General features: G+C 45.2%; 11 protein-coding genes. 9 read left to right on the forward strand and 2 right to left on the reverse strand.

Going from position 1 to position 12,967, the window contains the following annotated elements:
- Positions 1–5: 5 nt before the first annotated feature.
- The gene (locus VXQ11_RS05825) at positions 6–1,223 is read left to right on the forward strand and encodes a 3-oxoadipyl-CoA thiolase (protein WP_416705628.1); all 1,218 of its coding nucleotides are present in this window, start codon (positions 6–8) and stop codon (positions 1,221–1,223) included.
- A 113-nt stretch (positions 1,224–1,336) separates the two neighbouring features.
- Here VXQ11_RS05825 and VXQ11_RS05830 read toward each other — a convergent pair whose 3' ends face one another.
- The gene (locus tag VXQ11_RS05830; protein ID WP_416705629.1) at positions 1,337–1,774 is read right to left on the reverse strand and encodes a PaaI family thioesterase; all 438 of its coding nucleotides are present in this window, start codon (positions 1,772–1,774) and stop codon (positions 1,337–1,339) included.
- 110 nt (positions 1,775–1,884) lie between these two features.
- On the opposite strand from VXQ11_RS05830, the gene VXQ11_RS05835 reads away from it, so the two are divergent.
- The 8 genes from VXQ11_RS05835 (at position 1,885) to VXQ11_RS05870 (ending at position 11,624) form a co-directional block, all read left to right on the forward strand.
- A complete protein-coding gene (locus tag VXQ11_RS05835; RefSeq protein ID WP_416705630.1) occupies positions 1,885–2,640 on the forward strand; it encodes a class II aldolase/adducin family protein in 756 nt (251 codons plus the stop codon).
- The gene (locus VXQ11_RS05840) at positions 2,637–3,560 is read left to right on the forward strand and encodes a 2-hydroxyacid dehydrogenase (protein ID WP_416705631.1); all 924 of its coding nucleotides are present in this window, start codon (positions 2,637–2,639) and stop codon (positions 3,558–3,560) included. The genes VXQ11_RS05835 and VXQ11_RS05840 overlap by 4 nt, the downstream gene beginning before the upstream one ends.
- A gap of 36 nt (positions 3,561–3,596) precedes the next feature.
- Entirely contained in the window at positions 3,597–4,385 is a 789-nt protein-coding gene (locus tag VXQ11_RS05845) for an enoyl-CoA hydratase-related protein (protein ID WP_416705632.1), read from the forward strand.
- Between the two features lie 11 nt (positions 4,386–4,396).
- Positions 4,397–5,377 (forward strand): NAD(P)H-dependent flavin oxidoreductase, encoded by a 981-nt coding sequence (locus VXQ11_RS05850; RefSeq protein WP_416705633.1) that lies wholly within the window; start codon positions 4,397–4,399, stop codon positions 5,375–5,377.
- Positions 5,378–5,587: 210 nt separating this feature from the next.
- Positions 5,588–7,387 (forward strand): acyl-CoA dehydrogenase C-terminal domain-containing protein, encoded by a 1,800-nt coding sequence (locus tag VXQ11_RS05855; protein WP_064101551.1) that lies wholly within the window; start codon positions 5,588–5,590, stop codon positions 7,385–7,387.
- Between the two features lie 129 nt (positions 7,388–7,516).
- Positions 7,517–8,356 (forward strand): alpha/beta fold hydrolase, encoded by an 840-nt coding sequence (locus tag VXQ11_RS05860; protein WP_416705634.1) that lies wholly within the window; start codon positions 7,517–7,519, stop codon positions 8,354–8,356.
- A 12-nt stretch (positions 8,357–8,368) separates the two neighbouring features.
- Positions 8,369–9,865, forward strand: a complete 1,497-nt coding sequence (locus VXQ11_RS05865; RefSeq protein ID WP_416705635.1) for a flavin-containing monooxygenase — start codon at positions 8,369–8,371, stop codon at positions 9,863–9,865.
- 76 nt (positions 9,866–9,941) lie between these two features.
- Positions 9,942–11,624, forward strand: a complete 1,683-nt coding sequence (locus tag VXQ11_RS05870; protein WP_191730722.1) for an AMP-binding protein — start codon at positions 9,942–9,944, stop codon at positions 11,622–11,624.
- Positions 11,625–11,694: 70 nt separating this feature from the next.
- Here the strand turns inward: VXQ11_RS05870 and VXQ11_RS05875 are convergent, their stop codons facing one another.
- Entirely contained in the window at positions 11,695–12,918 is a 1,224-nt protein-coding gene (locus VXQ11_RS05875; protein ID WP_416705636.1) for a CaiB/BaiF CoA transferase family protein, read from the reverse strand.
- Positions 12,919–12,967: the final 49 nt, after the last annotated feature.

Consider the following 12,967-nt stretch of genomic DNA (forward strand, 5'->3'; position numbering starts at 1 on the left):
CACTCATGTTAAATGCATATATTTATGATGGTTTACGTTCACCAATCGGTCGCCATGCAGGAAGTCTGTCAAGCGTACGCCCAGATGATCTGGCAGCGACCGTAATTAAAAACCTGCTGGAAAAAACCGGTATTCCGGCAGCAGATGTAGAGGATGTAATTTTTGGTAGTACCAATCAGGCCGGTGAAGACAGCCGTAATGTGGCACGTTTTGCAGCATTGTTAGCAGGTATGCCGGTAACAGTTCCGGGTCAGACGGTAAACCGCTTATGTGCATCAGGTCTCGGTGCTGTGATTGATTCGGCACGTGCCATTACTGCAGGTGAAGGCGAGTTGTACATTGCCGGTGGCGTAGAAAGCATGACCCGCGCACCTTTTGTAATGGGTAAAGCAGAGAGTGCTTATTCACGTGATGCCAAAATTTATGACACCACGATTGGTACCCGTTTCCCGAACCGTAAATTTACGGATCAGTTTGGCGCGCACAGCATGCCTGAAACAGGTGATAACGTGGCTGAAGAATTCGGTATTAGCCGTGAACAGGCTGATACCTTTGCTGCTGCATCACAGGCAAAATATCAGGCAGCGAAAGAAGCAGGTTTCTTTGAAGGTGAAATTACCCCGATTGAAGTTTCTCAAGGACGCAAATTGCCGCCTAAACAAATTACTGAGGATGAGCATCCACGTGCTTCTTCAACATTTGAAGCTTTATCCAAGTTAAAACCGCTTTTCGAAGGTGGTGTAGTAACAGCGGGTAATGCATCAGGTATCAATGACGGCGCTGCAGCACTGATTATTGGCAGTGAAAAAGTTCAGGAACAGTATGGCTTAAAACCTCTCGCTCGTATCCTGTCTTCTGCAGCCGCTGGCATTGAGCCACGCATCATGGGAGCAGGCCCAATTGAAGCGATTAAAAAGGCAGTACAGCGTGCGGGTTTGACGCTAGACGATATGGATATCATCGAGATTAATGAAGCCTTTGCCAGTCAGGTATTATCTTGCCTGAAAGGTCTGGATGTCGCTTTGGATGATCCGCGTGTCAATCCAAATGGTGGTGCGATTGCCATTGGTCATCCACTGGGCTGTTCGGGTGCGCGTTTAGCTTTAACCGTTGCACGTCAGTTACAGCGTACCGGTAAAAAATATGCCGTGATCAGTCTGTGTATTGGTCTGGGTCAAGGCCTGGCGATGGTGATTGAAAACCCTGAAGCTGCAACATCTTAAGTCATCACCTAAATGCCATGTATATGTGATATGCATGGCATTTTTTTATTGGGATTTTTCTTTCAAAATAAAAATCCCTGCACATGCAGGGATTGATTATATCGGTGTAAAGATTACTTACGACCAGTGACTAATAATGTTGCCGACCCAAAGGCATAAACTTTACCTTCTTTATCGATAATTCGGCCTTCTGAGGTCAGAACATTGCGTCCGATCCGGATAACTTCACCAATAGCTGTATAGGTTTCGCCGCTTTTCATCGCTTTCAGCATTTTGACATTCAGGTCAATGGTCGAGAAACTAACACCTGCATCTACTGTCGTATGCACGGCAGCGCCAGTGGCACTATCTAGAACCGTTGCACAAAAGCCGCCATGAATTCCACCCTGTAAATTGTAATGGCGCTGATCAGGACGCACCTCATATTCCACATAGTTTTCGCGCACCAAGGTCAGACGCATGGGAATAATTTCACTCATGGCTGAGCTGGGAATTTCCCCATTCTTAATTGCGCTGAGATATTCAAGTCCGTTTAATTGTGATGTGGGCATATCCACTCCTTGTAACGATTTATTTCGCTTTATGAAATAATATTCTGTTTTTCTGGAATTATGATATAACAGATAATGATCGAAATGCTATATTTTTCCAGGATGGAACGATGACAATAAAAAATCTCGTCACAGATGCTGAATGGCAGGCACGTTGCGAACTCGCAGCGCTTTATCGCATTATTGCGCATTACCGAATGACCGACCTGATTGATACTCATATCAGCCTAAGAGTTCCAGATCAACCAGAATGCTTTCTGATTAATCAATATGGTGTCGCATTTGAAAAAATGCGTGCCTCAACGTTGGTGAAGATTAATCATGAAGGGCAAGTGGTAGAAAGCTATGAACAAGACAAGCCGGTGAATATGGCAGGCTTTGTCATCCATGCCGCGATTCATGAAGCACATGCTCATCTGAATTGTGTCATTCATACGCATACCGCAGATGGCATAGCAGTTTCTGCACAGAAACACGGACTTCTTCCCATTTCCCAGCATGCGTTGAAATTTTATCAGCAGGTGGCCTATCACGAATATGAGGGCGTTGCATTGTCAACAGATGAACAAGAACGCCTGATTCAGGACCTGGACGGCCATCGCGCCATGATTTTACGCAATCACGGACTTTTAACGGCTGGCGAAACGATTGCACGGGCTTTTCATGAAATCTATTTTCTGGAGCGTGCCTGTCAGGCGCAGGTGAAGGCCTTAAGTGGCGGTGCCGAACTGCATTATCCAGCAGAAGAAGTCCGAATTAAAACCGCCAGGCAGTTCGCCAGTCCTTTTGTGGAACCGATTTTACAGCGTGCCTGGCAGGCTGCGTTATCCCTGATTGAGCATCAATATACGGAGTATGCATCATGATTGTGATATCCAGTACTGTGCCGAATATTGAAGCCATTCTGGTGAAGTCTTTTCAGAAATATGCGCCTGAGGGCAGTTTTTGTACACTGGACAGCCCGGAAGCTGAACAGGCGACCACAGCAGCTTCGTGGTTTCCAGATCTGGAAAAACTCCGGCAACTTCCAGAACTTGGTCTGATTCATTCGATTGCTGCAGGAGTCGAACATTTAAATTTAAACGAGATTAGAGCTGACCAGTCAGTCTGCCGGGTACTGGATCCACATCATCAAAAGGGCATGTTTGATTATCTGCTCTGGGGCGTGCTGTATTTTCAGCGTTATTTTGACCGCATGATCCAGCAGCAAAAGCAGCAGCTATGGAAACAGTATCGTCAAAGTTATAGTCATCATATCCAGATCGGGATTATGGGCCTTGGCCATATGGGCGGTTATGTGGCAAAACGTTTTGCCGACATGGACTATCAGGTGTCTGGATGGTCCAATTCCCCAAAAGAGATTGCTCAGGTCAAAAGCTATGTCGGTACAGAACAGCTTTCCGAGTTCCTGGCCCACAGCCAGATTTTGATTAATTTAATGCCTTTAACTGCAGACAATACTGGCATCTTATCTGAACAGCTATTTAAAAAATTACCCGACCAAGCTGCTCTTATTCAGGTGGGGCGTGGGCAGCATTTAATCGAGCAGGATCTACTCAATGCACTGGATTCCGGCCAGTTACGTGGTGCAATTGTCGACGTATTTGAAGAGGAGCCATTAGCTGCTGAACATCCATTCTGGCAGCATGAAAAGATCGTTGTTACACCACATGTCGCCTCACATGCGCCCATGTCTGTGGTGGTGGAACAGATTCTGGAAAATGACCGACGCTTAAATCTCGGGCTGGATTTATGCCATCAGGTAGATGTCAATAAAGGCTATTAATTGTAGGGATACAGGCAAAAAATAAGGAAATTGATGATGTGGGAAACGATTCAAACTCAGGTTCAGCAAGGCGTCGCAACTTTAAGCTTTAACCGCCCGGATTCACTCAACAGTTTTACCCGGCAAATGCATGAGGAGGTGCAGCAGGTGCTGAAAAACTGGAATACAGATCCGGATATTCGGGTGATTGTGATCCGTGGTAATGGCCGGGCGTTTTCAGCGGGACAGGATTTAAAAGAACGTGCTGGACAGCTCGGCAATGTGCCTTTGCCTCCCGAAGGCTCACTGGCCAAATACTATAATCCCTTGATTAACCTGATCCGTCAGAGTCCCAAACCGGTAATCGCAGCAGTGAATGGTGTGGCTGCCGGTGCAGGTGCCAATATCGCGCTGGCCTGTGATCTGGTCATTGCCAAGGAAAGTGCCCGATTTATTCAGGCCTTTTCTAAAATTGGCTTGATTCCTGATGCCGGTGGCACCTGGATGTTGCCACGTTTAATCGGTTATGCACGTGCCATGGCACTGACTTTTCTGGGGGAACCGGTGCATGCCAAAGAGGCCGCTAAAATGGGCATGATCTGGAAAATGCTTCCAGATACAGAATTTGATATTTATATCGATGACATTGCACAGCGATTAGCTCAACAGCCGACTTATGCGCTGGCTTTAACCAAACAGGCCTTGCAACGCAGTGCTGAAAATAACATAGACCAGCAACTGGAGTTAGAACAAAACCTGCAATATCTGGCTCTGAGCAGTCAGGACTATAAAGAAGGTGTCCAGGCTTTTATCGAAAAACGCCCTGCACAATTTACCGGATGCTAAGGAGAATATTTATGAAAATTCAGACCCGTATTACCGAGCTTCTAGGCATTCGCTATCCAATTATTCAGGGCGGCATGATGTGGGTTGGTACCGCAGAAATGGCTAGTGCTGTATCTAATGCTGGTGGCTTGGGAACATTAACGGCATTGACTCAACCGACGCCTGAAGCCCTGGTCAAGGAAATTGCACGCTGCCGAGAAATGACCGATCAGCCTTTTGCAGTCAATCTGACTTTATTGCCCGCTGTAAATCCGCCGCCATATGCAGAATACCGACAGGCGATCATTGAAAGCGGTATCAAGATCGTAGAAACAGCAGGCAACAAGCCTCATGAACATATTGAGGCATTTAAGCAACATGGCATTATTGTCATTCATAAATGTACTTCCGTTCGTCATGCGCTTTCAGCACAAAGAATTGGTGCGGATGTTATTTCGATTGATGGTTTTGAATGTGCGGGCCATCCAGGTGAAGACGATATTCCTGGCCTGATTTTAATTCCTGCCGCTGCTGATCAGCTCACTGTGCCGATTGTGGCCAGTGGCGGTTTTGCTGATGGCCGTGGTCTGGTCGCAGCTTTGGCTTTAGGTGCTGAAGGCATCAATATGGGTACACGCTTTTGTGCCACTCAGGAAGCGCCGATCCATCCAAACATCAAGCAGTTCTATGTCGATAATGATGAAAGGGCGACACATCTGCTGTATCGACAGTTCAGGAATACTGCCCGTGTTGCCAAAAATGCAGTATCTGATCTAGTGGTTAAAATGAGTGAAGATCCAGATCTGGAATTTGAACAGATTCGTCCCTATGTCAGCGGTTTAAAAGGCAAGCTCGCTTTAGAAAATGGCGATGTGGATGCGGGAGTTCTGACTGCAGGCCAAGTGATGGGATTGATTCATGACATTCCGACTTGTCAGGCGCTGATCAAAAATATCATGCAGGAGGCAGAGCAGATCGTTCATCAGCGTTTAGCTCAATTTTTTCCACGTTAATCAGCCTTAGTGCAGTCGCTGTATAGAAAAGCCATTCCACCATGAATGGCTTTTTTTATCCTGTATATTTTTTATTTTTAAATGGGAAATTTCATTGAATGACTAGATTTTATTCTTTAAATTATATTATAGTGGATTTAAAACATAATTTCGTATTATGAAATTAATAGTCATAAATATACAAATTAGAACTCATACAAGGGAATTACGATGAGAAATTATATTGCGCCATTAAAAGACATGAAGTTTGTCCTGAAAGACCTGTTAAACGTGGAACAGAAATATCAGGGCTATGCAAAATTCGCTGACAAGGTTTCTATGGATATTATGGAGCAATATCTGGAAGTTGCTGCGGACTTTTGCCAAAACGAACTTCTACCGATTAATGCGATAGGCGACCAGCAGGGTTGCCGTTTGCAGGATGGTGTCGTAACTACTCCAGATGGGTTTAAAGCGGCTTATGACAAATATGTAGAACTTGGCTTTACCTCTTTAACCGGTGATGAACAATATGGCGGTCAGGGCTTCCCAACTTTATACCGGATTGCTATTTCTGAAATTATTACTGCAACCAACTGGTCTTGGGGCATGTACCCAGGCCTGTCCCATGGTGCCATGCGTACTTTAGAGCACCACGGTAGCGATGAACAGAAACAGAAATTCCTGGTACCTTTAATTGCAGGCCGCTGGACTGGAACCATGTGTTTGACTGAATCTCATGCCGGTTCTGACCTAGGTTTAATCCGTACCAAAGCAGTGCCAAATGAAGACGGCAGTTACAGCCTCAGTGGTGAGAAAATCTTTATCTCAGCCGGTGAACATGATCTGGCTGAAAATATCGTGCATATCGTACTGGCACGTTTGCCAGATGCACCTGCGGGAACCAAGGGTATTTCACTGTTTATTGTTCCTAAATACAATCTGGATGAAGCTGGCAATGTAGCTTCCCGTAATGGTGTGGTGTGTAGCGCCATTGAACACAAGATGGGCATTCACGGCAATGCGACCTGTGTGCTGAATTTTGATAATGCCAAAGGTTTCCTGATTGGGCCTGAAAATCGCGGCCTGAACTGCATGTTTACCTTTATGAACTCGGCACGTATCGGTACAGCCATTCAAGGCTTGGCAGCAGCAGAATCTTCTTATCAGGGGGCATTGGCTTATGCCAAAGACCGTCTGGCGATGCGTTCACTTGAAGGTGCAAAAGCGCCAGGCCAGCCTGCAGATCCGATTATCGTGCATCCCGCAGTACGTAACATGCTGCTGACTCAAAAGGTGTTTGCAGAAGGTTCACGTGCACTGGCATATTATCTGGCGACCTATGCCGATATTGCTGAAGCAACGGATAATCCTGAAGAGAAGAAAGCAGCAGAGGATCGTCTGGCATTATTAACCCCAATTGCCAAAGCATTAATGACTGAAACCGGCATAGAAGCGGCTAAACATGGTATGCAGGTTTTCGGTGGTCACGGTTATATTGCTGAACATGGCATGGAACAGATTGCCCGTGATGCCCGTATTGCCAGCCTTTATGAAGGAACCACTGAAATTCAGTCTATTGATTTACTGGCGCGTAAAGTGCTGAGTTCAAAACTGGGTCTGCTGACCGCATTGACTGATGAAATTCAGGGCTTTATAAAAGAGCAACAATATGCCCAGTTTAGCCAGCAAGTTGCACAAGTCAGCCAGTTGACTGAACAATGGCTGGAATTAACCAGAACCATTCAGGCACAGGCTCAGCAGTCTGCCAATGAAATTGGGGCAGCATCAGTTGACTACCTATATTTCTCTGGTTATGTCGTGTCCGCTTATCTGTGGCTGAAAATGGCAATTACTGCGCAACAGAAAATTGAAGAAGGCAATACTGATCCGTTCTATGCAGCCAAGATCAAAACTGCACAATTCTTCTTTGCACGTATTTTGCCAAGAACCTCAACCCACCTTGCCAATATTCAGGCGGGTGGTGAAAGCCTGTTTTTACTTGAGCCTGAAGAGTTCAAATTCGATTAAACCTTTTGACCCACGATACTCGTGTCGTGGGTCTTTTTTTAATAATTTTTGCATCCTAACCCAATTCAAATATTTAGATTTATTCTCGGGTGTTGAATAAACCATAAAACAACAAGATCAGGAGTCTATATGGATTTAGACATGATTACTCGACAGTGTCCCTATGCTGATCTGCAGCTTACTTTTCATGAAGTCGGACAGCGTTCTGCATTTCCCACCATTATTCTGATTCATGGCACCGGTGGAAATACCGACAAGCATTTCAGCTATATTTTTCCGATGTTGGGTATTCATCAGCGGGTTTTATCCATTGATTTGCATACCCCAGATAACGCCGATCTGGCGGTGACCCATTTTAGCCAACAGGTTGAAGCACTGATTCAGCATGCAGTTGCAGAAGATGAAACCATTACAGTGGTAGGCTATTCACTCGGTGCTGTGATTGCTGCACAAGTAGCAGCCAGTTTAAAACAGCGCGTAGCGCGTTTGATCCTGTTAGCCGGTTGGGCAAAAACCAGTTCAGTCCAACAACTGCGTACCACGATCTGGCAACAGTTATTTAATGATCAATCTGCTGCCTTGCTGCATTTTGTCAATTATTGCCTGTATAGCGATGATTATCTGTCTGCACGAAGCGAACAGCAGGTGTTGGATCTGGCACGCTTTGTTAAACCTTCCCAGGATGCAGCCAAACAGCGGGAACTGAATTATCGCATTGATATTACGTCAGCTTTATCTGACATCTGTGCAGAAACTCTAGTCGTTGCCTGTCGTGAAGACCGCATGGTGCCTGTAGCCCAAGCAAAACTGCTGTTTGCTTCAATTTCGAACAGTCGCTATATCGAAATTTCTTCAGGACATGCGCTCTATATCGAAGCACCAGCCGAAGTGGTGCAACTGGTCAACCAGTTTAGCCAGCATCCAGAACAATATCCGGTGAATCAAAAAATCCAGCCTTATATGCCTTAAAGGAGATAAATAATGCAAGCTCAAGGACAGCGCAGCAAGATTCTAATTGTAGGCAGTGGTTTTGGTGGTTTGGGAATGGCAATCCGCCTTAAACAGCAGGGCATCCACGATTTTAAAATCATTGAACGTGCAGCAGAAGTGGGCGGCACCTGGCGTGACAATACCTATCCCGGGGTCGCCTGTGATGTACCTTCCCACTTATATTCTTTCTCTTTTATTAAAAATCCGGACTGGTCACGTGTGTTTCCGCAAGGGGCAGAAATTCAGCGATATTTAATTCAATGCTGTGATCAGGAAAAAATCCGGCCCCATATTGATTTTCACACCCAATTGGAAAGAGCCAGTTGGAATGCTAAAGAACGTATCTGGGAAATTCACACCTCTAAAAGTTTGTATCAGGCTGAGATCTTAATTACCGCAACCGGACATCTGGCAGATGAGCATCTCCCGCAAATTCCGGGGCTGGAAGAATTTGAAGGCCAGGTCATGCATTCAGCACGCTGGAATCATCAGATAAGTTTGGAGAACCAGCATGTCGTTGTGGTGGGTTCAGGGGCTTCAGCCGTTCAGCTTGTGCCGGAAATTGCCAAAACAGCAAAAAACCTGACCGTCTTGCAACGTAGTGCACCATATATTTTGCCCCGACCAGACCGACCTTATTCTGAGTCAGAAAAACAGCTTTTCCGCAAAGATCCGGACAGTATGTCAGCCTTAAGACATTCCTTGTTTTGGGGCAATGAATACAATTTTGCCCAGCGCCGTAATCTGAAAAGCCAGTTTGAGCGGGTCAAGAAAAACTGCCTGCAATTCTTAAAACATCAGATTTCAGATCCTGAATTACAGCACAAACTCACGCCGAATTATGAACCTGGTTGTAAGCGCTTATTGCTTTCTAATGATTATTATCCAACCTTTTTAAAACCGCATGTCACACTTGAAGATTCAGCATTGGCAGAAGTTACGAAAGACGGTGTATTAAGCCAGGCTGGAAATAAATTTTTTGCAGATATCATCGTATTTGCCACCGGATTTGAAGCGGCACGTCCACCTTATGCCGCGAAGGTGGTAGGTAAACAGGGTTTAAGCCTGGAGCAGCAATGGTCCAGCGGTATGCAGGGTTATCAGTCAACGACCGTACACAACTTTCCAAACCTGTTCATCCTGAATGGGCCAAATACAGGCAGTGGACATAATTCAGCACTTTATTTTCTGGAAACTCAGTTTGATCTGGTACTGGATGCCTTGCGGTTTTTTGAGCAGCAACAGATTCAGGTCTTTGAAGCAGATCAAGAAGCTGAAAATAGCTATATGCAGGAGCTACAGCAACTTTCCCAAGGTAGTGTCTGGTTATCGGAAAGCTGTAAAAGCTGGTATCTGGATCCGGTCAGTCGCCAGCTGACTTTGGTCTGGCCGGATTATGCCCATTCATTTAGGGATAAAAATCAGCATTTTATTCGTAGCGGTTATCACTATCAGTATGTTGAATCGAGACAGCAGAAAGTGGTTTAAAAACATTTAATTAAAATCAAAATTTTATAGTTTCAACAATACAAAATAAATGTAAATCCAGGACAGGAGTATAGTCATGAGCAGTCAGCCATGGATGGAAGAATATAAAAAGTGGAATATCAATCCGGAGTTTACCCGGCCAGATCCTGAGAAAACCCTGAGCACGACAATTGCTGAGAATTTGGTGAAATTTCAGGATAAAACCGCATTTATCTATCTGGATCGCAAATTCAGCTATCACGATATCGATATGTATAGCCAGAAACTGGCAAGCTATTTACAGAGTCTTGGGCTGACTGCTGGCAGCCGTATTGCCGTGATGTTACCCAATATTATTCAGTATCCAATTGCGACCTTTGCCATTATTCGTGCCGGTTATGTGCTGGTCAATGTCAATCCCATGTACACCCAGCGCGAGCTCTATCATCAGCTACAGGATTCAGGTGCAGAAGCCTTGATTATCCTGGGACAGACTTTGGAGCAATTAACAGCATTAGAGGAATGTCGTCAACTCAAATATGTCATTTCGACGCATCCGCTGGATTTTATTCAAGAGCAGCCAAGTGCTATTTATAGTCAGGCAGCACAATATCCGGATAAACAGTTTTCTGACTTTAGACAGGCAATAAATCAGGTAAAGATTATTGATTTTGAACTGCCTGTACAGCATCAGGAAGATACGGTCATTCTGCAATACACGGGAGGAACCACAGGTGTTTCTAAAGGTGCAGAACTGAGCCATCGCAATATTTTATTCAATATCGCCCAGAACAGTACCGTTTTTATCAGCCATTTTGGTGACCGTTATGCCACTGAAAATGAATATGTATTCTGTGCCTTGCCGCTGTATCACATTTATGGATTTACCATCTGCCTGTTCAGTTATGGTTTAAGCCGTGGTTTCGCCAATGTCTTGATTCCAAATCCGAGAGATCTGGATGCTTTGGCGGATCAATACCAGAAACATCCACCCACTGTTTTCCCCGGGGTGAATACCATGTTTAATGCCTTGGCGCATCATTCACGTTTTCGTGAACTCGATCACTCACGCCTGAAAACCACAACCGGCGGAGGGGCATCTATTCTGAAAAATACGGCTGAGTTATGGCATGAGGTCACAGGCTGCCAGATTTATGAGGGTTATGGACTTTCTGAAACATCACCGACTGCAACTTTTAACCCGCCTTTAAGCCGGCGATTTAGTGGCACGATTGGCTTGCCATTGGCAGGGACTGAAATTCTGATTCTGAATGATGAAGGAAAACCTGTAGAGCTTAATCAGGCTGGAGAAATCGCCATACGTGGTCCACAGGTGATGAAAGGATACTGGCAGCAATCCGAAGCAACAGCACAGGTATTTACCAAAGATGGATTCTTCCTGACAGGTGATATCGGTTGTATGGACGAACAAGGCTATATCACCATTCTGGACCGAAAAAAAGACATGATTCTGGTATCCGGATTTAATGTTTATCCCAATGAGCTGGAAGGCGTACTGTCCAGACATCCTAAAATACTGGAATGTGCAGTGATTGGTATTGATGATGAAAAATCTGGACAGGTACCCAAGGCATTTATTGTGAAACAGGATGAAAATCTGACCCAAGATGAAGTCATGACTTATCTGAGGCAGCAACTGACCAGTTATAAACTGCCCAAATACATTGAGTTTGTGGCTGGATTGCCAAAGTCAACAGTAGGCAAAATTCTGCGTCGTGAACTGCCTCGTACTGTTCAGCCGAGTGACAAAGCCTGCTAAGGAATAATCTAATTCATTAGATTTAAAATAAAAAAGGAATCGAAAGATTTCTTTTTTACTGCTTGCAGGCTTATCGCTGCTGGATGACTTTTTTGCTTTTTAGTTCTTCCATTTCAACAGGGCTTAAATATTGACTCAAAATGGCATCGGTATCTTCACCCAGACAAGGTGGGGCCTTTTTATATTCTACCGGTGTCTTGGAGAGTTTAATCGGTGAACCGATTGAGGTGTAATCTTCACGTAAGGTATGCGGCATCTGAATCACCATATCGCGTGCCAATACCTGTTCTTCTTGCAAAGTCTGTTTCAGGTCATTGATCATTCCTACCGGTACTTTAACCGCATGGATTAAATCCACCCAGGTTTTTGCAGGTCGAGTATAGAAATGAGCCTGTAGAACTGTGGTCAGTTCTTCACGATGTGTAACACGTCCTGAATTTTTCAAGAAGCGAGGATCTTCTGCCACCTTAGCCAGACCAACGGCCTGACACAAAGCTTGAAATTGCAGATCATTACCACAGGCAATAATAAATTCACCTTCCTGGGCTTTAAACACCTGATAGGGCACAATATTGGCATGCGCATTTCCAAAGCGACCGGGGACTTTGCCTGAGGTGAGATAATTCATGGCCAGAACAGAGAGGGAAGCTACCTGAGTATCTAACAGTGCCATATCAATATACTGACCTTCACCGGTTTTCTCACGGGACAACAAAGCCGCCTGAATGGCAATTGCGGCATATAAGCCGGTGGTCAAATCGGAAAAGGCCAGACCTGCTTTTTGCGGGCCACCACCGGGCAGGTCATCACGTTCGCCAGTGACACTCATCATGCCGCCCATTCCCTGAACGATAAAATCATAGCCCGGCTCTTGCGCACGCGGACCGTTCTGGCCAAAACCGGTAATAGAACAATATACCAGTCGCGGATTTAGCTGACTTAGACTTTCATAATCCAGCCCGTATCGTTTCAACGAACCGGCTTTATAGTTTTCAATGACTACATCACTCTGTTCAGCAAGTTTTTTGATAATACGTTGACCTTCAGGTGTAGATAAATCGATTGCAACCGAGTACTTGCCACGGTTGGCTGACAGGTAATAAGCCGATTCCTGGGTATCTTGTTGCTGATTGTTTTTAAGCCAGGGTGGTCCCCAGATACGGGTATCATCCCCATGATCCGGTTTTTCAATCTTGATCACTTCTGCACCCAGATCAGCCAGAATCTGGCTACACCAGGGCCCAGCCAAAATCCGGCTTAAATCCAGTACACGAAATCCTGTTAAGGCACCCATTATTACGCTCCCTGTTCGATCCTATTCAAATGACATATCGTTCTTATCC

This window comes from Acinetobacter sp. 197 (assembly GCF_048148385.1).
In the GTDB taxonomy this organism is placed as follows: domain Bacteria; phylum Pseudomonadota; class Gammaproteobacteria; order Pseudomonadales; family Moraxellaceae; genus Acinetobacter; species Acinetobacter pecorum.